General features: G+C 66.6%; 18 protein-coding genes. 8 read left to right on the top strand and 10 right to left on the bottom strand.

Translation table 11 applies throughout. From position 1 onward, the window contains the following. The first annotated feature begins 7 nt into the window (after positions 1-7). Positions 8-1,138, top strand: coding sequence for a glycerate kinase (locus TK90_RS08020; RefSeq protein WP_012982973.1), 1,131 nt, complete (start codon positions 8-10; stop codon positions 1,136-1,138). 133 nt (positions 1,139-1,271) lie between these two features. Continuing rightward, positions 1,272-3,800 (top strand): EAL domain-containing protein, encoded by a 2,529-nt coding sequence (locus tag TK90_RS08015; RefSeq protein ID WP_012982972.1) that lies wholly within the window; start codon positions 1,272-1,274, stop codon positions 3,798-3,800. Between the two features lie 36 nt (positions 3,801-3,836). Here TK90_RS08015 and TK90_RS08010 read toward each other — a convergent pair whose 3' ends face one another. Both TK90_RS08010 and TK90_RS08005 read right to left on the bottom strand, forming a co-directional pair. Further along, positions 3,837-5,957, bottom strand: a complete 2,121-nt coding sequence (locus TK90_RS08010; RefSeq protein WP_012982971.1) for an EAL domain-containing protein — start codon at positions 5,955-5,957, stop codon at positions 3,837-3,839. A gap of 37 nt (positions 5,958-5,994) precedes the next feature. Beyond that, entirely contained in the window at positions 5,995-8,106 is a 2,112-nt protein-coding gene (locus tag TK90_RS08005) for an HDOD domain-containing protein (protein ID WP_012982970.1), read from the bottom strand. 190 nt (positions 8,107-8,296) lie between these two features. Here TK90_RS08005 and TK90_RS08000 point away from each other — a divergent pair, with 190 nt between their 5' ends. Beyond that, a complete protein-coding gene (locus tag TK90_RS08000; protein WP_012982969.1) occupies positions 8,297-9,856 on the top strand; it encodes a MinD/ParA family protein in 1,560 nt (519 codons plus the stop codon). Here TK90_RS08000 and TK90_RS14755 read toward each other — a convergent pair. Beyond that, positions 9,782-9,958: a PLDc N-terminal domain-containing protein gene (locus TK90_RS14755; protein WP_012982968.1), complete on the bottom strand. Its 177-nt coding sequence runs from the start codon at positions 9,956-9,958 to the stop codon at positions 9,782-9,784. The two genes, TK90_RS08000 and TK90_RS14755, sit on opposite strands and share 75 nt — an antisense overlap. 153 nt (positions 9,959-10,111) lie before the next feature. Here TK90_RS14755 and TK90_RS07995 point away from each other — a divergent pair, with 153 nt between their 5' ends. Further along, positions 10,112-10,567, top strand: coding sequence for a YaiI/YqxD family protein (locus TK90_RS07995; RefSeq protein WP_012982967.1), 456 nt, complete (start codon positions 10,112-10,114; stop codon positions 10,565-10,567). Positions 10,568-10,576: 9 nt separating this feature from the next. Here TK90_RS07995 and TK90_RS07990 read toward each other — a convergent pair whose 3' ends face one another. Then, positions 10,577-11,125, bottom strand: coding sequence for a pyridoxamine 5'-phosphate oxidase family protein (locus TK90_RS07990; RefSeq protein WP_012982966.1), 549 nt, complete (start codon positions 11,123-11,125; stop codon positions 10,577-10,579). 98 nt (positions 11,126-11,223) lie between these two features. On the opposite strand from TK90_RS07990, the gene TK90_RS07985 reads away from it, so the two are divergent. The 3 genes from TK90_RS07985 to TK90_RS07975 all read left to right on the top strand — a co-directional run bounded on the left by TK90_RS07985 (position 11,224) and on the right by TK90_RS07975 (position 14,218). Beyond that, a complete protein-coding gene (locus TK90_RS07985; protein ID WP_012982965.1) occupies positions 11,224-11,589 on the top strand; it encodes a hypothetical protein in 366 nt (121 codons plus the stop codon). A 72-nt stretch (positions 11,590-11,661) separates the two neighbouring features. Next, positions 11,662-11,985, top strand: coding sequence for a non-heme iron oxygenase ferredoxin subunit (locus TK90_RS07980; protein ID WP_012982964.1), 324 nt, complete (start codon positions 11,662-11,664; stop codon positions 11,983-11,985). A 133-nt stretch (positions 11,986-12,118) separates the two neighbouring features. Then, on the top strand, positions 12,119-14,218 hold the full coding sequence (locus TK90_RS07975) for a DUF1631 family protein (RefSeq protein WP_012982963.1): 2,100 nt from the start codon (positions 12,119-12,121) through the stop codon (positions 14,216-14,218). 64 nt (positions 14,219-14,282) lie between these two features. Here the strand turns inward: TK90_RS07975 and TK90_RS07970 are convergent, their stop codons facing one another. Continuing rightward, positions 14,283-16,232, bottom strand: a complete 1,950-nt coding sequence (locus TK90_RS07970; protein WP_012982962.1) for a SpoIIE family protein phosphatase — start codon at positions 16,230-16,232, stop codon at positions 14,283-14,285. Beyond that, on the bottom strand, positions 16,229-17,188 hold the full coding sequence (locus TK90_RS07965; protein ID WP_041444344.1) for an ABC transporter substrate-binding protein: 960 nt from the start codon (positions 17,186-17,188) through the stop codon (positions 16,229-16,231). The genes TK90_RS07970 and TK90_RS07965 overlap by 4 nt, the downstream gene beginning before the upstream one ends. Before the next feature lie 245 nt (positions 17,189-17,433). On the opposite strand from TK90_RS07965, the gene TK90_RS07960 reads away from it, so the two are divergent. Continuing rightward, the gene (locus TK90_RS07960; RefSeq protein WP_012982960.1) at positions 17,434-19,659 is read left to right on the top strand and encodes a TRIC cation channel family protein; all 2,226 of its coding nucleotides are present in this window, start codon (positions 17,434-17,436) and stop codon (positions 19,657-19,659) included. A gap of 16 nt (positions 19,660-19,675) precedes the next feature. Here TK90_RS07960 and cysZ read toward each other — a convergent pair whose 3' ends face one another. The 4 genes from cysZ to queF all read right to left on the bottom strand — a co-directional run bounded on the left by cysZ (position 19,676) and on the right by queF (position 22,653). Further along, positions 19,676-20,350: a sulfate transporter CysZ gene (gene cysZ, locus TK90_RS07955; RefSeq protein ID WP_049772236.1), complete on the bottom strand. Its 675-nt coding sequence runs from the start codon at positions 20,348-20,350 to the stop codon at positions 19,676-19,678. A gap of 56 nt (positions 20,351-20,406) precedes the next feature. Then, positions 20,407-20,616 (bottom strand): DUF3185 family protein, encoded by a 210-nt coding sequence (locus TK90_RS07950; RefSeq protein WP_012982958.1) that lies wholly within the window; start codon positions 20,614-20,616, stop codon positions 20,407-20,409. 306 nt (positions 20,617-20,922) lie between these two features. Further along, positions 20,923-22,221, bottom strand: coding sequence for an FGGY-family carbohydrate kinase (locus TK90_RS07945; protein WP_012982957.1), 1,299 nt, complete (start codon positions 22,219-22,221; stop codon positions 20,923-20,925). A 9-nt stretch (positions 22,222-22,230) separates the two neighbouring features. After that, positions 22,231-22,653, bottom strand: a complete 423-nt coding sequence (gene queF, locus TK90_RS07940) for a preQ(1) synthase (RefSeq protein ID WP_012982956.1) — start codon at positions 22,651-22,653, stop codon at positions 22,231-22,233. Positions 22,654-22,802: the final 149 nt, after the last annotated feature.

The following is a 22,802-nucleotide window of genomic DNA, read 5'->3' as shown; positions in this document are numbered from 1 at the left end:
GCGGGTCGTGCTGTGTCCGGACAGCTTCAAGGGCAGTCTGGATGCGGCAGACGTGGCCCAGGCGATGGCTCGCGGTGTACATGCCGCGAGTCCATCCACCCGCATCCGGGCGTTGCCGATGGCGGATGGGGGAGAAGGGACGGCGGAACTGGTCAGCCATACCATGGGTTGGGCCTGGCATTTGTCCGATGTCCGTGATCCGCGTGGGCAGCATGTCTCGGCGGGCTGGGGGTGCGATGCCGTCACCCGACGCGCGGTGATTGATGTCGCCTCGGCCTGTGGGCTGGGCCTGGTGCCCGAGGCCGAGCGCGATCCGTGGAGGCTCGATACCCGCGGCGTGGGGCACCTGATCCTTGCCGCCCTGGATGCCGGTGCCCGGCATGTGCTGATCGGCCTCGGGGGCAGCGGCACGGTGGATGGCGGTGCCGGGATGCTGCACGCACTGGGGGTCCGCTTTCGGGACCGAGAAGGGGCCGAGCTGGATCCTGTCCCGGACCGGCTGGAGCACCTGGAAAGTGCCGATTTCTCTGGTCTGGAGCCACGGCTTGCGGGACTCCGCATCACGGTGCTGAACGATGTCGACAACCCGTTGACGGGCAACCGGGGTGCTGCGGCGGTGTTCGGCCCGCAAAAGGGCCTGGCCACGAAAGACGTGCCACGCATGGATGCCTACATGGAGCGGCTGGAACGCGCGATTGACGAGGCGGGGGAGTTGCGCCGCCCGGGCGCCATGCCCGGGGCGGGGGCTGCCGGCGGACTGGGCTTTGCACTGGCCTGTGTCCTGCGCGGGCAGTCACGCATGGGGGCGGTGTACCTGGCGGATCTGATCGATCTCGATGCGGCGATCGCCGGGAGCGATCTGGTGATCACGGGCGAGGGGCAGGTCGACGGCCAGACCGCGCATGGCAAGGTCGTGGCCGAGGTGGTTCGGCGGGCACGGCGCTGCTGTGTGCCGGTCGTCGCCGTGGCCGGTTCGATCGATGCTACCCCGGAGGAACTCGAGGCGGTGGGGCTCGCCGACGCGCGCGCCCTTTGTGATGGCACGATCACGCTGGAGCAGGCGATGGGCGAGCCCGGGCGCTGGATCATGGAGCGTACGCGCGCACTGGTGGAGGCGCGAGGGGCGCGATCGGTCTAACGAACGGATAACAACGGGCGGTCCGTGGCCTGGCCATCCATGGCACTATGCGGTACCGAACGCACAGGGGCGCGTCGTGCCTGATTGGAAACCCAGAACCAGGAGCAAATGGACGCGATGGCGCCGTGCGGTCATGCCTGTCCTGCTGGCGGTGTCCCTGTGCCTGCCCGCCGGGGCCGGCGCGGATGATCCCCTGCGCATAGGGCTGTACGAGAACGTGCCCAAGGTCGGCACGGGTGACGATGGGGCGGCAGGGGGCGTGTTCGTCGAGTTGCTGGACGCCATCGCGCGACGCGAGCACTGGCGGCTGGAGTATGTCTCGTGCGAGTGGTCGGCCTGTCTGGAGGCCCTGGAGGCGGGCGAGATCGACCTGATGCCGGATGTCGCGCTGACGCCGGAGCGGCGCGAGAGCCTCGCGTTTCACTCGATCCCGGTGGCTCAGGCATGGAGCCAGGTGCTGGCGCCGATCGATTCGGGGCTGGATCGCATCGAAGCGCTGGAAGGCCTCCGCCTTGCGGTGCTCGATGGATCGATTCAATACGACTACCTGCGCGAGTACGCACTGGACACCGGCCTGGACTGGACCCTTGTGACCCGTGGCGACATGGAATCCGTGCTGGCTGCTGTCGCGTCGGGCGATGCCGACGTGGCCATCACAAACAACTTCTATGCGCGGCGTCATGCACGCCAGCATATGCTGGTGGAAACCCCCGTCACCTTCGACCAGGTCGGTCTTTACTACGCCGCTGCTCCTGGGCGGCAGGATGACCGACTGGAGGTTATCGACGCCTACCTCCAGCGCTGGAAGGGCGACGCGGGGTCGCCCTATCAGCACGCGATGGAGCAGGCACTGGAACCACCCCTCGGGGAGGGGGAAATCCCGACGTGGGCCTGGTCGGCGCTGGCGTCCGCCGCCGTGATCGCACTCGTCCTGGGGCTGATGGCGGTCTGGTTGCGACGCACCGTGCGCGCGCAGACACGTGCCCTGCGCGAGGCCAATCAGCGTCTCGAACACCTGCTCGAGAGTGGACCGGTCGTGCTCTATCAACTCAATGCGCTGGATTTCAAGCCGCTTTGGGTGAGTGGCAACTTCGCGCGGCTGTTTGGATTCAATTCCAGGGTGGCGCTGCAGCCGGGCTGGTGGGAGCAGCAAGTCCATCCGGAGGACCGGGCCACGGCCATGCGCGAGAACCGGCGTTTGCAGGAGGAACGCCACATGGTCCGTGAACTGCGCCTGTTCGATGGCTGGGGCAAGCTGCGCCATATTCGCGACGAGATGCGGATCATTCCCGGCGGCAATCAGGGACAGCGCGGGGCCGAGGTGGTCGGCAGCTGGACGGATCTCACCGCCAGCATGGAGCAGAAAGAAGCGCTGCGGCAGATGGCCCATTACGACGCGCGTACCGGCCTCCCGAACCGCGTGCTGTTGCACGACCGGCTGGGACACACCCTGGAACGCGCGATGGCCGATGGTCTTGCGCGCTGGGTGGTGCTGATCGACCTGGATCGCTTCCGCAATGTCAACGAGACCCTGGGAACATCGGCGGGCGACCGCGTGCTGGAAGGTTTGGCGGAACGGCTTGGGGGGTTACTGGGGCCGCAGGATACGGTGTCTCGCGTAGGAGCAGACGAGTTCTGCCTGATTATCGAAAACCCGCCGATGGATGGCGGCGCCGAGGCCTTCCTCGAGCAGCTGCTGGAAACCTTGCGCGAACCCTGCGCTATCGGTGGGCGTGCGCTGGTCACCACGGCGAGCGTCGGGCTGGCGACGTTCCCCGAACATGGCAACACGCGTGACGAATTGTTGACCGCCGCGGAACTCGCAATGGCGGCCTCGCGCAGCGTTGGCGGGGACACCTGGCATGTCTACGAGCCCGGAATGGGGGCGCAGACGGAACATCGTCTGTTCCTGGAAAACGACCTGCGTAGCGCCATCGCCAACGACGAGCTGCTGCTCTACTTTCAGCCGCAGCTGGAGATGCAGTCGGGCCGGCTGGTGGGGATGGAGGCGCTGGTGCGCTGGCGTCATCCCGTTCGCGGAATGGTGTCCCCCGCGGAGTTTATCCCGCTGGCGGAAGAAACCGGGATGATCCAGGCCATTGATCGCTGGGTGTTGAACGCGGCCTGTGCCCAGCTGGCGCATTGGGACCAGGACGGCCGAGGCGTGCCGACCGTGGCCGTGAACCTGTCCGCGCGCGAGCTGCATGACGAAACTCTGGTGGCGGCGATCCAGGAGATCCTGGAGCACCACGGTCTGGAGCCCGACCGGCTGGAGCTGGAACTGACCGAGACCATGATGATGGAGCAGCCAGAGCGGGCGCTGGCCGTGCTGCACCGCCTGGAAACGCTCGGCGTGACGCTGGCCATGGATGACTTCGGTGCGGGCTATTCCAACCTGGCGCATCTGCGTCGCTTGCCGCTGCGGCGGCTGAAGATCGACCAGTCACTGGTCCGCGATATCGGGCACTCGCGCAACAACGAATCGATTATCCGCGCCATCATTGCCCTGGCCGACGCACTGGGGCTGGACCTGATTGCCGAGGGTGTGGAAGAGGCGGGCCAGCAAGCGTTCCTGCTACGCGAGGGCTGCCGTTTCGGGCAGGGCTACCTGCTGGGCCGCCCGGCCCCGGCCGATAATGCCTTGCAAGGCATTGGCGCATAGTCTGCTGCGAGGGCGGGACGGGACCGTAAACCGGATTCAGGATCGGGCAGTTCGACGCCCGAAGTCGGATTCCGCCTGTAGCAGGTCCGCGAGGGGGGAGGGGTGCCCGAACAGGAAGCCCTGCATCATCGGGCAGCCAAGGCGGCGCAGATACTCCTGCTGGGCTGCGGTCTCCACGCCCTCCGCGACGATGTTCATCTGCAGGCCGCGCGCCATCGATACGATCGCGTTAACGATACAGGCCTCCCCGTCAGTACAGATGGTGAGGGTGAAGCTGCGATCAATCTTCAGGGTGTGGACCGGCAGCTTCTGCAGATAGCTCAGCGACGAATAACCGGTGCCGAAGTCATCCACCGCCACCTGGACGCCGGCTTCGCACAGGCGGTTGAGTTTGGCCACGGTATCGTGGGTGTCGCTCATCAACAGGCTTTCGGTGATCTCGATCTCCAGCAGTTCTGCGGGGAAGCCGGTCTCGACCAGCAATCCCAGCACGCCGTCGACAAAGTCGTCGCGCTCGATCAGCACCGGTGACAGGTTCACCGCCAGGCGCAGGTTGGGTACGTGTTGATGGGCTTTGCGTATGTCGCCGAGGGCGTTGCGCAGGGTCGCGCGATCGAGGTCGACGATCAGACGTGTGTCTTCGGCGACCGGGATGAATTCGGCTGGGCCCAGCATGCCGCGATCGGGGTGATTCCAGCGAACCAACGCCTCGACGCCCAGGAGCTGTCCTGTCTCGCCATCGACCTGCGGCTGGTAGAGGATGTGGAACTCTTCGCGCTCCAGGGCCTTGCGCAGGTCCTGCTCCAATTGCAGGCGGTGTGGCGTGTTGCCGTGCATCTCCGGTGCGAACAGGCGGATGCCATTCTTGCCCGTGTTCTTTTCCCGGTACATCGCGATGTCGGCATGCCGGATCAGGGTCTCGAGCGTGTCGCCCCCCTCGGGGTAGATCGCGATCCCGATGCTGGCCCCGACATACAACTCGTGGTCGCCCCCCAGGTGGAACGGTTCATTGAGGCTTTCGAGGATCTTTTCGGCTACATCAACCGCGGCCTCCTGGCGGCTGATCTGAGGGAGCAGCAGGGTAAATTCGTCGCCGCCGAAGCGCGACAGCGTATCCCCTTTGCGAATGCAGCCCAGCAGGCGCTGGGCGACGGCCTGCAGCAGGCGGTCGCCGATGGTGTGCCCCAGCGAATCGTTGATGACCTTGAAGCGGTTGAGGTCGATGAACATCACGGCCAGGGGGTGACCCTGGCGCTGTGCCTGGGCGATGGCCACATCGACCCGGTCGCGGAACAGGGCACGATTGGGCAGGCGCGTAAGCAGGTCGTGGTAGGCCTGAAAGTTGATGAAGGCTTCTGACTCTTTGCGGTCGGTGATGTCGCGGGCAGTCCCGTAGACCAGGGTCTCGCCTGTATCGTCGCTGGCCGCTGTCGGCCAGACCGCGACCTCGAAATAGCGCCGGGTGCGGGCCATCTCCCGCGGCTTGAGCGCGAGCTCCACGGAGCGGATGTGGGCATGGCTGCGCCCGGCCTGCTCGAAGAAGTACTCCGCCTTCTCGTGGTCGTCGGTTTCGACCAGATCCAGGACACGGGTGTCCAGCAGGTCCTGACGGGAATAGCCGAGCAACTCGTGGACGCGCGAATTCACGAAACGAAACCGACCGTCGCGGTCCAGGATGAACACGATGTCCGGCGAGTTGTTGACGATCAGCCGGTGCAGGCGCTCGGAACGCTCCAGGCGTGCCCGCATGTGGCGGTTGGCGTCTTCCAGGTCTTTTTTGTGCAGGGCATTGCGGACGGTCGCCAGCAGCTCGTCGGGCTGGTAGGGCTTTTTCAGGTAGTCGGAGGCCCCGTCGCGCAGGGCGCCGGCGACATCGTCCACCGAGGTGTTGCCGCTGATGACCACCACAGGGACCGCGAGCCCGGCGGCCTGGATGAAGCGCAGGACATCACGCCCCCCCAGTTCCGGCATGCACAGATCGAGCAGCAGGAGATCGGGCGGATCCCGCCGCAGGGCCTCGATGGCGCTGCCGCCGCCCGGCGCGGTTTCCACGTTGAACGTTTGCAGTTCCAGCAGCTGGCGCACGCTTTCCAGAAGGCGCGGGTCGTCGTCGACGACGAGGATGCGAGGGGTCTGTGGTGTGCCGGGTTCGTTCATGTGCGGCTCCCGCCGTGGTCTCGCATCATCGCGGGGGCTATCCCTGTCCCGCCCCGAGGGCTCCGGTTTCGGCCTCGCGATGGGGGAGCCGAATCTCGAACCGCGTTCCTTCGCGGTCGCTGTCGCACTGGATGTGAGCGCCGATCTCGTCCGCCAGGCGGCGGACAATACTCAGGCCTAGCCCGGCGTGCCCCCCGCCCTTGGCGGATTCTACCGGGCGATAATGGGCCGCGCGGACCTCCGGTGGAAGCCCGGGGCCGTCGTCGGCGACCACCAGTGCCACCACGCTGGTCCCATTGAAGCTCTCGGGGTCGCGGGTCTGCAGCCGAATGACGCCCCCCGGCTGCAGGGCCTCGGCGGCGTTTTTGAGCAGGTTCGTCAGAATCTGGCGCACATGGTCGCTGGAGACAGACAAGGGCGGATCGCCGGGTGCCAGATCCAGTTCCAGGCGGATGCCCCGCGTGTGGCAAAGAGAGCGGTCCACGATGTCGGCCACGTCCTGGACCAGCCGATTAAGCGAGGATGGCGGCCCGTCCACTGCCTGGTCGGGTTCCTTTAGACGCAGCAGGATGCGGCCGACGCGATCAATCTCCTCCTTGATCAGGGCCAGTTCCTGGCTGGCCTCGTGCTCATCGCCCAGCTTTGTGTTCAACACACCCAGATAATTCTGGATGATGCTGAGGGGGTTGCCCGCCTCGTGCAGCGTCTCGCGGATTCGCTCTTGCGTCGTATCGTCGGTGTGCGCTTGCTCGGGCGGGTCGGACTGCGAGGTGCACAGCACGCGTGCAATCTCTCGCGCCAGGGCCCGGACAAATCCGGTTCGGGGTTCCAGGGTCTGGGCACGTTCTCGGTCCAGTCCCAGGATCAGCACCCCTGCGGGCGAGGAGTTGGCATCCGCCAGCAGAGGGAATGCCCAGATCACCTCGGCACCGCAGAGCCGGAACAACTGCTGGTCGATGACCGGTGTAGGTGTCTCGCCATCGGGTTTGTGCTGGCGCATCTCGCGGTCCAGCAGGGTGTCGGTCACAAGGCTCCGTCCCGGCAGCAGGGGCAGGGTGAAGTCGGGCTCGTCTTCCTCGCCGAGCCAGGCGGAGACCGATGCACCGTCCGCGTCTGTCAGGAACATCAGGCTGTGTTCGACACCCAGGGTGAGAAACAGCGTTCGCTGGGCGGCCAGACAATGTTCTCGGGGGGTCCGCGAGGCGCGAAGCTCGCCGGACAGCCGCTCCAGCTCGGTGAGGTCGCGGACACGCATCCCCAGCGCCTCGCGCGCCGCCTGATCGGGGTGATGTGCCTCGATATTCGCGGTTTCGGCTCCCGCGTCCAGCTCAATACCCAGGGAACCGGCAACCCGGGTGACATCGTCTTCGATGCGGTTGCGCAGTTCCCGGGTCAGGCCGTCATTGAGCCCAAACAGGTCGTGGGCGGCTGCCAGGGCCGGGTCGCCGATGGCGTCGGGTGGTTCGTCGCCAAGTCGGCTGGCGAGATGGACAATCTTCACTAGGTGGTGTGCATCGCGCACTTGTGCCGTGGGTTCGAGGTGGAAACGCACCGCATCGGTGACGAAGCCGTCCAGGCCCCATTGGTCCAGGTGTTCGGCGGCCAGTTCTGCATGGTGTTGACCGTAGGTCGCCTGTTCACGGGAGACCAGTTCGCGGTGGTCGCTGCTGGCCTCGAGCAGCGGCCAGTAGCGCGCTTCGTCGGACGCCAGTCGCATCAGCTTGCCGAGATCAACCAGAAGCCCTGACAGATACGCCTCTTCGGGCCGTGGGTGGCGTGTCAGGGAGGCGAGGACCTGGCCGAGCATGGCGGTGGTCAGCGCACGGCGCCAGATGGTCCGAAGCGTGCTGGTGCGCTTGGGCTGGTAGCGGCCGAAAAGCTGCTGGATCGCGGCGGTCAGGGCGAGGCTGCGCACGGTGTCCAGCCCCAGGCTGAAAAGGGCTCTATCGATGGTGCGACACGGCGAGCCGCGGTAATAGAACGGGGAGTTGGCTGCCGCGAGGAGGCGTGTGGTCATGCCGGTGTCGCGCAGAATGGCACGGCTGAGGGCCTCGAAATCGGCCTCCGCCGCCTGGCCCGCATCGAGAACGGACGTCAGGGCCTGTGGCAGGCTGGGGATGGTTTCGGTTGCCGTATGCGCCGTGGCCATGCTTCTCCCCGGGACCCGAGAGGGTGCCCTTGTATTGCCCCGATCCGTTGCTGCGTCGCGGCTTCTCGCCCTGGTTCCCGACTATACTGCTGGGACTTGCGTTGCGCCAGCGATTCCAGTAGACGAGACGTTAGGCGTGCGTGAGGCCTATCCCGTGAGGCCACTTCGGAGGCAGGAAGCTTTGAAGCCCATGATCGACAGGCAGTCTGGCACGGCTCGCGTCCAGTCAGCTCAGCCGCGTGTCCTGACAGTGACCAGCGGCAAGGGCGGGGTGGGCAAGTCCAGTATCGCGGTCAACCTCGGGATTACCCTGGCCCGGGCGGGGCGCCGGGTCTGCATCCTGGATGCCGACACGGGGCTTGCCAACGTGAACATCCTGCTGGGGCTGCACCCGCAAAAGGGGCTGGCCGAGGTCCTGACGGGGGAGTGTCCGGTCGAGGATGTCCTTCTCGAGGGCCCCCATGGCCTGAAAGTCATCCCGGGGGCCTCGGGTATCCGCGATTGCGTGGAGTTGTCGGCGGCCCGACAGCGGCGGCTGGTGACCGAGCTGGCGCGGATCGAGCAGCATTTCGATGACCTGATCCTGGATACCGCTGCGGGGATTGGCGATACCACCCTGGATTTCGTCGCCGCCGGACATCAAGTGCTGCTGGTCATTACGCCGGAGCCGACCTCGCTCACCGATGCCTTTTCGTTGCTGAAGGTCGCGCTACGGCGATATCCGCTCACCTGTCAGGTGGTCGTGAACATGGTGGCCGACATCAGTGAGGCGCGGGCGGTGTATCAGCGCTTCAGTGGTGCGGTGGAGAAGTATCTGAAGATCTCGGTGGGCTTTCTCGGGTTCATTCAGCGCGACGAGAGCCTGCGTGCGGCGGTGACCCTGCAGCACCCCGTAGCGATGTTCTCGGAGCATGATCCGTCAGTACGTCCGTTTCAGCGGCTGGCACAGGCCTTGAACGATCTCTCCTGGGACCCCTCGAGCCAGGCCTCGTTCAGCCGTTTCTGGTTCCGGCATCTATTGCGCAAACCCGCATCGAGCGAGCCAGTGGCGGTTGACGCCGGGGCGGATGACACCCCGTCGGAGCGGCTGCTTGCCGAACGGGGTGGCACTCCGGATGTGGAAGTCCCGGCACCGGAGTCCGGCAGTGAGGTGAAGAAGCGGTTCGAGGCCCTGCGGCGGGAGTTCCGTGCCCTGGCGAGCGCGGTCGACGAGCCCTGCGCGCTGGCCGAGTGGATCCAGACGCTGGAGGCCGATTATCGCGATCGCTTTGGCATCCCCGCGGTGGATCCGGAGGCGCTGATCGAATGGCTGCTCGAGCACCCTGAGACCTCCGAAGACGTACTCGAGCGCATCGGCGTGCGTCTGGAACAGGCAACCCGCGGAGAGGATGCCGCTTGCCCGGAGCCGCCCGAAAACGTGGTGACGCCCGACTTTGGCCGCTACGGCCCGCTGGCGGCGAGCGAGCGCCCAACGCCGATCCCGAAACCCGATGCCATACACCGGGTGGATGTGGCGGTGTTCGGCTCGCAGCAGGACCTGTTGCAGTGGTTGCGCGATTCCCGCGACGAGGGACAGCTACTGATCGAGCAGCTCGAACGGCGCGGGGACGGTGTAGCCCCGTCCCCGCCCATCGGCAACCCGAACGGCGATGATTCGACCGATCCGTCTTCCGGGCTACTTGGGCCCGAGGAGGAGCCAGGCGATCAGCCCCGCCACTGGCAGGAACAGCAGGATCAGAATCCACAGTAGCTTGACCATCGGCCCAGCCGGGCTTTGCGCGGTGCGGACGATGGCCCAGATCACGATGATCAGCCAGATCAGACCGAGAATTCCGGTGACTTCGATACCCATGGGGGCTCCTTGTCGGCGCGAGTGCCGTGTCCGTTGAGCGTAGCACCATGGCATGCGGCCGGGGGCAGGGCCAATCGAAAAGCGGTGGAGTGTGTTGCGCTTCGCCGAACCGGCTATGCTGCGGAACTTCTCTCGAATCGACGATCGGTGAGCATGAAGATATGGGTAGACGCGGACGCCTGTCCCGCGGTGATCAAGGAGATTCTTTTCCGGGCGGCCAACCGCACTCAGGTGCCGCTGACCCTGGTGGCCAATCAGCCGCTGCGCACCCCACCGTCGAAATGGATCGATGCCATTCAGGTGGGTGCCGGCTTCGACGTGGCCGACAACGAGATCGTGCGGCGGCTGGAGTCGGGGGACCTGGTGATCACCGCCGACATCCCGCTGGCGGCCGAGGCCATTGCCAAGGGCGCCCAGGCCCTGAATCCGCGCGGCGAGCTGTATACCGAGGGGACGATCCGCGAGCGCCTCAGCATGCGCGACTTCATGGAGACCCTGCGCTCCAGCGGCGTGGATACGGGCGGTCCCGCCGCCTTCAGCCAGGCCGATCGCCAGGCCTTCGCCAACCAGCTCGACCGCTTGCTGACCCGTCAGGCAAAAACCCGGTAGGCGGCTCGTTCAGCGTTTCCCAAGTGGGGTCGGCAGGTCGTCGATGCTGACCGCATTCTTTTCCTCCCAGTAGCGTTCCAGGCCCTCGGGGCCCTTGCGTTCGCTCCACTCGGTCAGGGTGGGGCGTGGCTGGAGTTCGCCTTCGGGTACACCGAAGCCACAGGAGGTCTGAATGCGGTGGATCTCGATGTCGATGATCTGCCGCATTCCTGGATGAGCAGGGAACGCGCTGTACAGGGATTCCCAGTCGCCATCGGTCGGGAGCACGGTCCGCCCGCGGCCGTATAGCCGGAGAATCTTCGGTTTTCCGGAAAAGGCGCAGAACATCAGCGTGATGCGGCCGTTCTCCGCGAGATGGGCGGAGGTCTCGTTGCCGGAGCCGGTCAGGTCGAGATAGGCCGCGCGGCGAGGACCCAGGACGCGCAGGGTGTCCAGCCCCTTGGGAGACAGGTTGACGTGGCCGTCGGCCGCGAGCGGGGCGGAGCCCACGAAATAAACCGGCTGTTCGAGGATGAAGCCCGTGAGTCGTTCGTCGAGGGCAGGGAAGGTCTTGGCCATTGGCATTACCGGCTTGATTGGGGTGAATCGAGACGTTGAAGGCATGTTTCGGTACCCTCGCGAGCGTACTACAACGTTGCTTCGGCCCGGAGATTCACATGAGACATTCGCTGCGCCCCCTGCTCCTGACGCCCATCCTGGTGGTGGGGCTTGCCGCCTGCGGGGGTGGTGAGCGTGTGTCCGAGGTAACGCTGGCCCAGTTGGCGGGTGCGGCGGGCGAATTCAACGGTGAGCTGGTGCAGACCGAGGGTGTGGTCAAGCGCTTTGACGAGGACCCCGAACGCTACCACTACTGGCTGGAAGACGAGGATGTGAACCGCGTGGCGGTCGAGCCTCACGACGAGGTATCGGATCGGCTGGGGGAACATATCCGCGTGGTCGGGCGCTTCAGCTACCACCCGGAAGAAGGCCGCCTGATCGAGATCGACCCGGCCGCAACGGCAGCCCTGGATGCGACGCCTTAGGGACAGTGTTTCCCAAGATGGAGATTCGCTGGGCGGCAAGTTGAAGCCCAACCACAAGGCCCTGGAGGAGAGATGAGCGAGTGGATCGACGTGGCACCGGTCGACAGTATCGCGGACGGTGAACATCGTCTGGTAGACACGGCGGGAACCGAGGTTGCGATCTTCAACCTCGACGGCGAGTTCTTCGCGGTCGAAAACCTCTGCACGCACGAAGAAGTGCCCATCGCCGATGGCGAGCTCGACGATGACTGTATCACCTGCCCATTGCACGAGGCCCAGTTCTGCCTGCGCACCGGCGAGGTGATGGAGCCCCCGGCGGAGGACCCGCTGACCCGTTTCCCGACTCGCGTGCATGGCGGCATGGTTCAGGTGGGTTCCGAGCCGCTGGACGACTAAGCTCTCCAGTTAACCTCCCGCGCTACGGTGCAAAATAGCAACTTGTGGCTGTTTTGCCGCTTTCTGACCTGTACACTGGCCGATTAACACTGGGCTAACGGCCGCGCCGCGGCCGGTCGCGAAGGCAGGGCGCATGGCGGGAAAGGACTCCAGAGAACAGGGAAACTACCAGGACGACACGGCGATCTGGAGCGGTCTGTCGGGGCTGTCCGAGGCACAGCGTTCCGAGCTGGCCGCCGGTGTCGCCCCGCGCGTGGTCGATCACCTGGATCAATGCATGGAGTGGGTCGCGACCGAATGGAGCGCCGGACGCGTCTGGGGCGACCAGGAAAGTGATGCGGTCGAATGGGCCAACCAGTTGCATGGCTATCAGTACGTCCTGCGGCGTGAGTTCGAGGAGGCACTGAACCGCGACCTGCGCACCACCACCTATCCGCCCGAATACGATTTCTCCGGCACGCGCTATGCGGGTGGTGATTCCGGGCTGCAAGTGCTCGACGACTACCAGTCCACCCGGCGCTCCCTGCGGCACAAGCTCGAGGGCGTGATCCGCGAGCACAACCGCTACTCCTACTACATGTTCCAGCAGGCCGCGCGCGAGGAGCACCGCTTCGAGCACCCGGGCTGGGCGCCCTGGTCTCCGCTGCACTGGTACGAACGGGTGATCGAGGCCGCCGAACGGCAGTTCGGCCGCACGGCCATGACCCTGGACCTGATGCGGGCCTACGTGAAGTGCATGGGGCGCACAGGCGCCCCGATGCTGGCCTTCGTGGTGGAGACAATTGACGAGTGCGGGCTGGTGACCGAGCCGCCTCGTAGTCCGGAGGCGCACGAGTCCGAAAGCGTGCCCCAGCAACGCGCGAGCTGGGCCCATTACACCGCGGGCAGCCCGCCGCGATCCGCCTCCGAATCAACCGCCGGCGGAGACCCGGCGGCGCTCGGGTTGGGCGCTGCGGGCTCCGCCGGGAAACACGAAATGCCCCCGCCGGATGCCGACCCCACCGCCTGGGCACAGTGGGCACGCGCCCTGGTGCAGGCCCAGGGGTTGCCCGCCAGTTCGCCGCATGCGGCCGGCGTGGCCGATGGGAGCGGGGCCGGGGGCGCAGGCGGTGAGCGGGCGGACCCGGAATCCGCGGAATTCTCGCGCGAGTCCTTGACGCCATTCATCCTTGATCTCTTGCAGGGGATGTTTGATCACATCTTCCGGCAGGTCGGGTTCAACTCGCGTGTGCGTGCGGCCATTGCCGACATGCAGTTCTCGCTGGCGCGCGTGGTCATCCGCGATCTCTCGTTCTTCCGCGATCGCTCGCACCCGTTACGCCTGTGGATCGGCAGCCTGATCAATACCGGCGTGCGCGTCAGCCCGGATGACCAGGCCGAGGGCAACGATGCCATCGAGGCCTATCTGCAGCATATCCAGCAGTCGGTCAATCGGCTGCGCCACGAAGCCGACAGCATGGACCGTGATGCCGCGCAGGCCCTGGTGGACGACTGGCTGGCGGCGATCGAGGAAGAGGATGCGCGCTGGCAGGAGCTGCAGGATCCCCATATCGATCCACTGCGCCAGGAGGAGCGCGCGGCGCGCGCGCGGCGCAGCCTGACCATCTGCGTGCTGGAGACCGGCGCGGAGCTGCCGGAACGTTCGGCTGAGCAGATCGCCGAGGCCTGGGAAGACCTGCTGGCCGCCGATGGTGACTCGGCCGAACGGCTGGACCAGGTGGTCAAGGACGTGGCCAAGGCCATCTGCAACCGCGCGACCCCGAAGGAGGTCAACCCGATGGTGCAGCGCATTGTGGCGACCGCGCGCGAGGCCGGGGTCTCCGAGGAGCGCGTGAAGGCCGTGGTGCAGCACCTGGGGCAGGCCCACCTGCAGCGGATCCGGGCCTCCGGGGACGAGCCCCGTTTCGACCCGCAGGAGCGCATCCGGGCCCGGCGTTCCATACGCTTCGAGGACGACGATCCGGACCTGCTGGCAGACCAGGACGACCCCTATGTTTTCGAGGCCTCGCGGGTACAGGTCGGGGACTGGTTCGAGTTCATCGACAAGGCGACCGGCGAGACCCAGCGCATGGCGCTGGTCTGGCGCGGGGAGGCCACGCGCCGCTTCCTGTTCCTGTCGCTGGATGGCGTGACCAGCCGTCGCCACAGCCTGCAGGGTGTGGCCCACGAGATGCGCGAGGGCCGCATGCGCGCGCTACCCCGAGACAACCCCCTCGACGCGATGATCCGCTAGCGCCAGCAGGGCCTTCGGGCGGGTTGTGGGAGCGGGCTCGCCCGCGAAGCCTCGGTCCACGCCTTCATCTGGCGCATTCCCCATCCCCCGGGCAGTAACGCAGCGCCAGCACGGTAATGTCATCCGCCTGTGTAGCACCATCCGCGAAACGCTCGACGGACTCCAGCACCGCGTCGACTTGCTGTCGTGCTGGCTGGGATGCGATCTCCCCGTACAAGGCGAACAGCCGATCCTCGTCATACAGCTTCTGCTCCCCGTCCGCTGCCTCGGTCACCCCGTCGGTATACAGCAGCAACGCATCACCGGGCGCCAGGCGGACGGTCTGCACCGGGTACTCCATGTCTTCCATCGCCCCCAGCACCAGCCCAGGCGGCAGCTTCAGCCAGTCGTAGGTGCCATCGGCGCGGTGGATCAACGGCGGGTTGTGGCCGGCGTTGGCAAAGCGGACCTCGCCGGTGCCCAGGTCCAGCACCCCGCACAGGTAGGTCACGAACATGCCGTTGTCGTTGTTCAGGCACAGCTCGTTGTTGACTCGGGTCAGGATCTCGCCCGGGTCGCGCGGGTCCTGCTCGGCGATACCCTTGACCAGGGTCTTGGTCACGGCCATGAACAGCGCGGCGGGAACGCCCTTGTCGGAGACATCGCCGACCGCGAAGAACAGGGCGTTGTGCTCGCGCAGGGGGAAGAAGTCGTAGAGATCACCGCCGACCTCCTTGGCCGGGATCAGGCGGGCCGCGAGGTCGATACCCACATCCAGGTCGGACAGGTCCAGTCGCTTGGGCAGGAAGCTCATCTGGATGTTGCGCGCGATCTTCAGCTCGCTCTCCATGCGCTCCTTGGCGGCGGTGGTCGCGGTCAGGTCGTTGATGTAGTCCTTCAGCGACAGGCGCATCTCGTCCAGCGAGTGGGCGAGCTGGCCCACCTCGTCGCCGGTGCGGATCGGCGGCAGCGGGCGGTCCAGATTGCCGCGGGCGATCTCGCCGGCGCTGCTCGCCAGGCCCTTCAGCGGGCGGGTGATGCCGCGCGAGATACCGATGATGGTGCCGAGCAGGATGAAGAAGCCGATCGCGGCGATGATCAGCACCCAGTGCATCACCCGCAGGATATCCCCGAACAGTTCGCGCTCGGGGATGATCACGCCCACCGCCCAGTTCGCCTCGGGCAGGCGCACGTGATAGAGCCGGGCGGGTTCCTCCAGCAGGGCCTCCGGCACGCGGGAGAAGCCTTCGTCGGTTTGCTGGATGCGCCGTCCGAGTTCGCGCAGTTCCGGCTCGCCCAGGGTTTCGGCCAGGCTGAACAGGCTCTCGCGCATGATCCAGTCGCGCTGTGGATAGGTGATAAAGCGCGTACGCGGGCTGACCAGAAACGCAAAGCCGCTGTCGAAGATCTCCACCTCGTCCACGCGCGCGGTCAGGGCCGGCAGTTCGATGTCCATGGTCACGATCCCGCGCAGTGCCTCGGCGTCGTCGGGGTCGAAGAACGGGCGCGAGTAGGTGGTGATCAGGCGGTTGGGGTCGGCGGCCGATGGAAAGGGCTCGGTCCAGAAGCCGCTGCGCGTGAGTGCCGGGATCTGGTACCAGTCCCGGGTAAAGTAGTCGAAGTCGTCGCCGCCCAGGTGCATGCGCGCGATGCCGTTGAGCGTCTCGTAGGAGAATGGGCCGTAGTAGCGCTCGTCGGGGTCGGCGGCATAGGGCTCGTAGGTCACGGCGGCGCCCTGGACCGCGTCCGACTGGAGCGTCACGTTGTCCAGCACGGGAAACAGGCCGTCGGGTCGAATCTGTCCCGAATTCAGGGCGCTGGCGAGGCCTTGTGCCGACCCGGCCACCTCGTTCAGTGACGAGCGGATGCGGTTGGCCGTCGCGTGGGTCAGCTCGCGCGCCTGGTCCTCGGCGTGCTCCAGCATGATATCGCGCACCATCAGGTACAGCGCGCCGGAGGAGATGAAGAAGATCGACCCGGTCGTCAGCAGGGTGACCAGGGCGAGGCGGACGGCGAGGCTCTTGCGGCCGTTCATTGCGTCACGTCCTGGTGAAACTGTTCGTACGGCACCGGCTCCCATTCCAGGTGCCCCAGGTTGCGCATCAGACTGACGGCCAGCTGGTAGTCCTGCCGATCCAGGTGCGGACCGCGGAGCGCCTCGTCTTCCAGATACAGCGGGCGCAGCGCCTCCAGCATCAGACGCTGGTGCGCCCGATTGGTCGGCTCGCCGGCCTGGATGACGCGATCCATCACCGCGTCCACTGCGGCGTCCGGATGGGCAAACGCGTACTCCCAGCCCCGCAGTGAGACCTCGACGAACGTGCGGACGGCTTCGGGGCGTTCGCGCAATGTCGACTCCAGGACATAGATCCCGTCCTCGGCCAGGCCCACGCCGTGATCCTCTAGCGGCATCACCTCGATCTCGTCCGGATCCAGACCGCTGAGATACAGCTCGACCAGTTCGTTGTAGCGCGTGGCGGTGGCGGCCGCGACCGCACCGGTGCGCAATGCGGCCATCGTCGCCCCCTGGTCGACCGTGTCGGGGTGCACCCCGTAGGTGCGGAACAACGCCTCCGGCTGAAGGCTGAAGCTGGCCCAGCGCGAGACGCGCTGCCCGTCCAGGTCTTCGGGCACCAGGATCCCGGACTCCGCCAGCGATACCAGCACTAGAGAGGAGTCCTGGATCAGTTGTGCTACGTTGACCACGTCCACGCCCTGTTCACGCAATTCCAGGGCCTGGGTGAGGTAGAGCAAAGCCACATCGGCCTCCTGGCGGGCCAGCGTCGCGGGGGCGGGGTGCTCCGCGCCGTGCGGGAGGATTTCCAGTTCCAGTCCGGCGTCCTGGTACCACCCCATCTCCTTGGCCAGGTAAAAGCCGGCGAACTGCGCCTGGGGGACCCAATGGGGCTGAAAGCGCAGGGTCTGCGTGTCGGCCATCGCAGTGCTGGCGCACAGAAGCAGGACAGCCGCCAGGGCGACTACACGGCGCAGGTTGGAACCCAGACCATGGGCCGCAGAGTTGGGGAATCGTGCGTATGCAGCGTCCATGGGGAGGGAGTCGGCCGTGGGGGATCTTAGACGGCGACAGCATACCGAGGTGTTCCTGCGGGCGCATCCAGTCGCGCGCTAGCCGTCAGGCGGGCGTTATTCGGGCGTCGCGGTGGCGCCAGAGAAGCGGTTGGGAGCGGCCGCGGGGCCGACGTTCGCGGGTTGCGCGTTGGCTGGGGGGGCTGTGGGTGGGGTTGGCGCTGGCCATCCTCGCGCCGTTCACGGCCGGTGCGTCCTCGCCCCCGTCCGCGGCCGATATCGGCACCCCGATCCCGATCGCGCAGCAATCGGCGCCCGAAACGTTGCGCTCTGGCTGGTTCGAACGTCCCCCGTATCAGGCCGGTTCCGACAGCGCATCCCGGGCATCCCCGGCCGGGCTCGACGTGCGGGTCGCGCAGGAGGCACTGGCCGGTGTCGGGCGGGGTGCCGAGTTCACGCCGCTTTCCTGGAACGACCAACTCGCCGCGCTGCGCCACGGCGCGATCGATTTTGTCATCGGCACCTATTTTGATTCCGGTCGACTCGACTATGCGCATTACTCGCAGCCCTACCGTCAGGAACGTAACGCCCTCTATGTGCGCGCCGGCGAGCACGGTGACTATTCATTCCAGGACCGCGCGGCCCTGGTCCAGGCGGTTCGCGACGGAGAGTTCCGGCTGGGGGTGACAACGGGCTATGCCTACGCCTCCAGCGAGCTCGCGGACCTGGTCGCGGATCCGGGGGAGGCCGCGCGCCTGTACCCCGCCGCCGGTGACGAGGCCCATATCCAGGCGCTGATCAAGGGCCGGATCGACGGCTTTGTCGCGGACCCCGTGATTGTGGACCTGCTGCTGGCGCGGACCGATCGTGCCCGTGCGATCCAGACGCATCCGCTGGACCTGGGGACCGTTGGCGTGCGGGTGATGTTCTCCCGCGCCACGGTCCCCGCGGCGTTCGTCGAGCAGTTCAACGCGCAGTTGCAGGCGCTGGAGGACAGCCGGCGGATGGCCGCGCTGGAAGTCGAGCATGTGCTGCCCGCGTTTCTCTCGATGGCCACTAGCGAGGCCTGGTTCAATACGCTCACCCTGCTGGGGATCCTCGCTTTTTCCGCCTCCGGGCTGATCCTCGCCCGGCGCGAACGTTACAACCTGTTCGGCGCGCTGGTCCTGGCCTCGTTGCCGGCGATCGGCGGCGGCGTGCTGCGCGATCTCCTGCTGGGCCGCGACCCGATCTTTATCTTCGAGACGCCGGAGTTTCTTCTGGTCCCGATCGTGGTCGTGGGCGTCGGCTTCGTGCTGTACAAGCTGCACGATCATGTACTGGTGCGCTGGCATGTCGTCCAGGAACTCCTGACGCGGCAGCAGGCGGGATTGGGCGGGCGCGTGGTGGGGAATCTGCAGCGTGGACTGGATGCCTGGGCGGTGGCCTCGTTCACCGTGATCGGCGTCGGGGTGGCCGTCGAGTCGCAGGCCAGCCCGTTGTGGCTCTGGGGCCCGGTAATGGCCGTGGTGACCGCCTCGTTCGGCGTGATCATGCGCGATGTGGTGCGCTCGGACTTCAACATCGACATGCTCAAGCGCGACTCCTTCGCCGAGATCTCCGTCCTGGGCGGCATTCTCTATTCGCTGATCCTGCTTTGGCCCCCGGTCGAGCTGAGCCTCGGATTCATCCTGATCACCACCCATGCAGTGATCGTGCTGCTGTTCCTGGCGCGCCTCGGGGTTCTCTACTGGGGCCGGCCCAACCCGTTGCAGATGGGCGACCCGCATACCCTGCCGGAACGGCGCCTCGAGGCACTGGCGCGGCGCGAACCGGAGGCCTGGTCCAGTCTGACCGGCTACCTTACCGAGGATGACGAGGGGCGTGCCCGCCCGGTCGATCCCGGTGAGTTGGAACGCCTGCACAAGGACTTCGAATACCTGCTGCAGCCGGTGTTTGCCGAGCTGGGCCGGCTGGCGGGCGAGCCCCTGCTGGAGGCCGCCGCGCGGCGGCACGAGGCCCTGCGTGATCGCTTCCGGCTGGTCGCCCGCCTGGAGCAGCAGATGTATGACCACCTGCGCGCGACTGTGACGGATATGGAGACCGCGGCCGACGAGGTAGCGCGGGCCCTGGAGGGCCGCGTGCTCGAGGCCCTGCGCGGATTGCTGGATGCCGCGACCATGGCCGTGTACTCCAGGGATCGCGAAGACCTGGCCTGGCTACGCGACATGACGGCCAATCAGCGCAGCCGCTTCGATGCCCTGCGCGCCCGCTACCTCGACCCCGATCATTTCCAGCCTGGAGGTGCGCTGGACCGGGTGCTGCAGCGCACCCACCGCGTGGAGCGCATGCTCTGGATGCTGGCCGAGTACGCGGATCGGCGGCTGGAACCGACGGTGAGCCCGGTTCAGGGTGATCGGCGTGCACTGCAGAGGCGATTCCTGCGCGCCGGCTGATCGCCTGGTCGGTGGTTTACGGAGTTGCGTCCAGCTGGCGGGTACGCAGGTGCGTGGCGCCGATCACCGCGGCCGGCACCAGTAGCAGGTTCACCAGGGGCACCATTGCCAGCAGCGTCGTTCCGGCGCCGAACGCGAGGGTCTGCAGGCGGCGCCCCCGTAGCCGCTGACGTACCGCTGCGAACTTGAGGCCGTCGTTGGCCAGCGGGACCTCCATGAACTCCACCGCCAGCACCCAGCTGCCATAAAGGAACCAGGCAGCGGGTGCGAGCAGGTTGAGTCCGGGCACGAAGGTGATGATCAGCACCGGTATCAGCAGCAGGGCGTAATACCCGAGCTTGCGCGCTGCGGTGGCCAGTGCATGTACGGATTCCGCGGTCAACGAGCGGGGGGCGGCCAGGGGCGGATGGCCCAGGCCTTCGGCCGTGCGATAGGCCAGCGGCCCGGAGAAGGGGCTTGCCACGATCGCGGCCAGGGCCACGGCGGATATCCCGATCACCAGCAGCAGGAACAGGGCGAACAGCGGCCACAGCAGCCAGGCCAGCCAGTCCAGGGTCTGCGGCAGCCAGGCGGCAAGCAGGGCATCAAAGCCCACGGCCGCGGCTGCGATCAGCGCACCCACCAGCAGGACATTGATGATCAGCGGAATGATCACGAGCCCGCGCAGGGCGGGCTCGCGGACGCGTGTCAGGCCCCGGAACGGGGCGAGGAACGCGTAAAGCGGCGAGAGGGGTCTTGTCCGCTGGTTCAGCGGCGGGCCCCGAACAACGTCAGAACCAGACCCACCGCGGCCATGATGCCGCCACCGATCAGGTACAGGCGCGTGTCGTCCGTGTAGCGCCCGGTGAAGGTCTCGTGCAGCTCTTCACCCAGGCTTTCGGTGGCGTTGTAACCCATGACCAGCAGGATGACGCCACCGACCAGCAGGGCGATTCCGAGAATACGGCTCCAGTGCATGTCTACGTCCCTTTGTTGTTGTGGTTCTCTGCCTGAATGTAGCACCGATCTCCGGCGCCGGTGGTGACCTATCCAGAGAAACGCGAGTTTCCCCGGTTGCGTAGGAGGCCAGCCCCCTGGCCGATGGGGTCTGTCCAGCATCGTATCGCGCAGGGGGCTGCGCTCCTACAGGGGTGTGTCATGCGTAGGAGGCCAGCCCCCTGGCCGATGGGGTCTGTCCAGCATCGTATCGCGCAGGGGGCTGCGCTCCTACAGGGGTGTGTCATGCGTAGGAGGCCAGCCCCCCCTGGCCGATCGCCGTTGAATTCAGCGAGAAGGCGAAAAGGACTCAAGCCCGAGGCCGATGCGCACCAGGCGCGCCGCGCCGTGTGCGGCGTCGTCGTTGTCCGCGGCCATCACCGGGATCTCCAGGATGCGCTTGCGGATGCGTGTCCACGTGGGGTTCGCGGCACCGCCGCCGAGTGTGATCACGCGTTCCACGCGCGGCGCCCCGAGCTCCGTCAGGCGTCGATAGCCGTCGCGCTCGATGCGCGCGATGCCCTCGAACAACCCCTGGAGAAAGTGCGCGTCGTCATCCGGGCGTGGCGTAAGCCGAGGTTCCAGTTCCGGATCACTCACCGGAAAGCGCTCGCCCCGTCGGGGCAGGGGCAGGTAGTCGAGACCCGTGTCCACATCCGGGTCCATCTGCTCACTGAGCCGTTGAAGCGAGTCGTCGTCAAAGTGCTGGCGCAGTACCGCGCCGCCGCTGTTGGATGCGCCGCCGATCAGCCACTGGCCGAACAGGTGATGGCTGTAGATGCCCAGCTCGGGGGCAAACACGGGTTCCGACGATAGCTGCTTGATCACCATGGTCGAACCCAGGCTGGTGACGCCGGTGCGGTCGTCCTCCACGCCCGAGGCGAGAAAGCCGGCAATGCTGTCGGTGGTCCCGGCGATCACCCGCGAGGCCGGGTTCAGCCCCAGGTGCTGCGCCATCTCGGGGGCAATCGGCCCCAGGTTCGTGCCCGCTGGCACGACCTCCGGCAGCAGGTTGGCATCTGTGGTCAGGATGTCCTCCAGCCAGTCCGGCCAGCCCTGCCAGAGGGCGTCGTAGCCGAGCTTCAGCGCATTGTTCTCGTCCATCACATCAAAGCGCCCGCGCAGCCGCCCGGCGATCCAGTCGGCCTGATGCAGAACGCGCCGCACCCCGGAGAGGCTCTCGTGGCGGCGCACCCACAGCAGCTTCGCCGCCGAGGAGCTGGGGCTGTGCACGGCCGAATCGCTGGGCGCGACCCCGGCGAGGATCGCCGTCATGTCAGTGGCGCGGGCGTCGTTGTACATCATGGCCGGCCGTACCGGGCGGCCATCGGCATCCAGAAACAAAAGCGTGGCCGAGGTGCCGTCCACCGCGATCGCGACGGGTTCGCCCTTCAGGTGTTCCGCGGCCTCGCGCAGCAGTTCGCGTACCAGGGTCCACCACTGCGAGGGATCCTGTTCCGCGATGCCGTCGCCGTCCGTCTCCGGTTCCGGGAGATCCCGCGTCGCCGAGTGCACCCGTACACCGTCCGGATCAAGAAGCGCCAGGCGGATGCCGGAGGTCCCGAGGTCGAGCCCGATCGTGTGCATGGAAATCGGCTAGAGGCCCGAATGCAGCGGGCTGCGCCCCGGGGGTGGGAGTGTGACGCGCTCCGGTGGGGTCCACCCGGGCTGGCGATGTTCGGCCACGACCGAGGTGTAGATACCCCCGCGCACGTTGAAGTACGAGGTCAGACGCATGAAGCGCGGCTCGGTCGCCGCGACCAGGTCCGCCAGGATTCGGTTGGTCACCGCCTCGTGAAAGGCCCCCTCGTCACGGAACGACCACATGTAGTTCTTCAGCGACTTCAGCTCCACGCACTTCCGGTCCGCCACGTATTCCAGGTGCAGTTCGGCGAAGTCGGGCTGGCCGGTGGCTGGACACAGGCAGGTGAACTCCGGGATGCGGATATAGATCGCGAAGTCGTTTTCCGGCGCCGGGTTGTCAAAGGTGTCCAGGGTCTTGCTCGGCTGGCTGGGCATCTACGCCTCTCTTCGTTGAATGAATGGTCCCGCAGTTGACTGTGCCACCGTAGGAGCCTGCTTGCAGGCGAACGGCTTTTGCCAGGGGCCGGCGTGGGCAGGGGCTTCGCCTGCGAGCAGGCGCCTACAGGGACGGCGGTGACGGGCTG

Source organism: Thioalkalivibrio sp. K90mix (genome assembly GCF_000025545.1).
Taxonomy (GTDB): Bacteria; Pseudomonadota; Gammaproteobacteria; order Ectothiorhodospirales; family Ectothiorhodospiraceae; genus Thioalkalivibrio.
The sequence above is the reverse complement of the archived record's forward strand: the minus strand, read 5'-3'. Positions and strand labels throughout refer to the sequence as shown.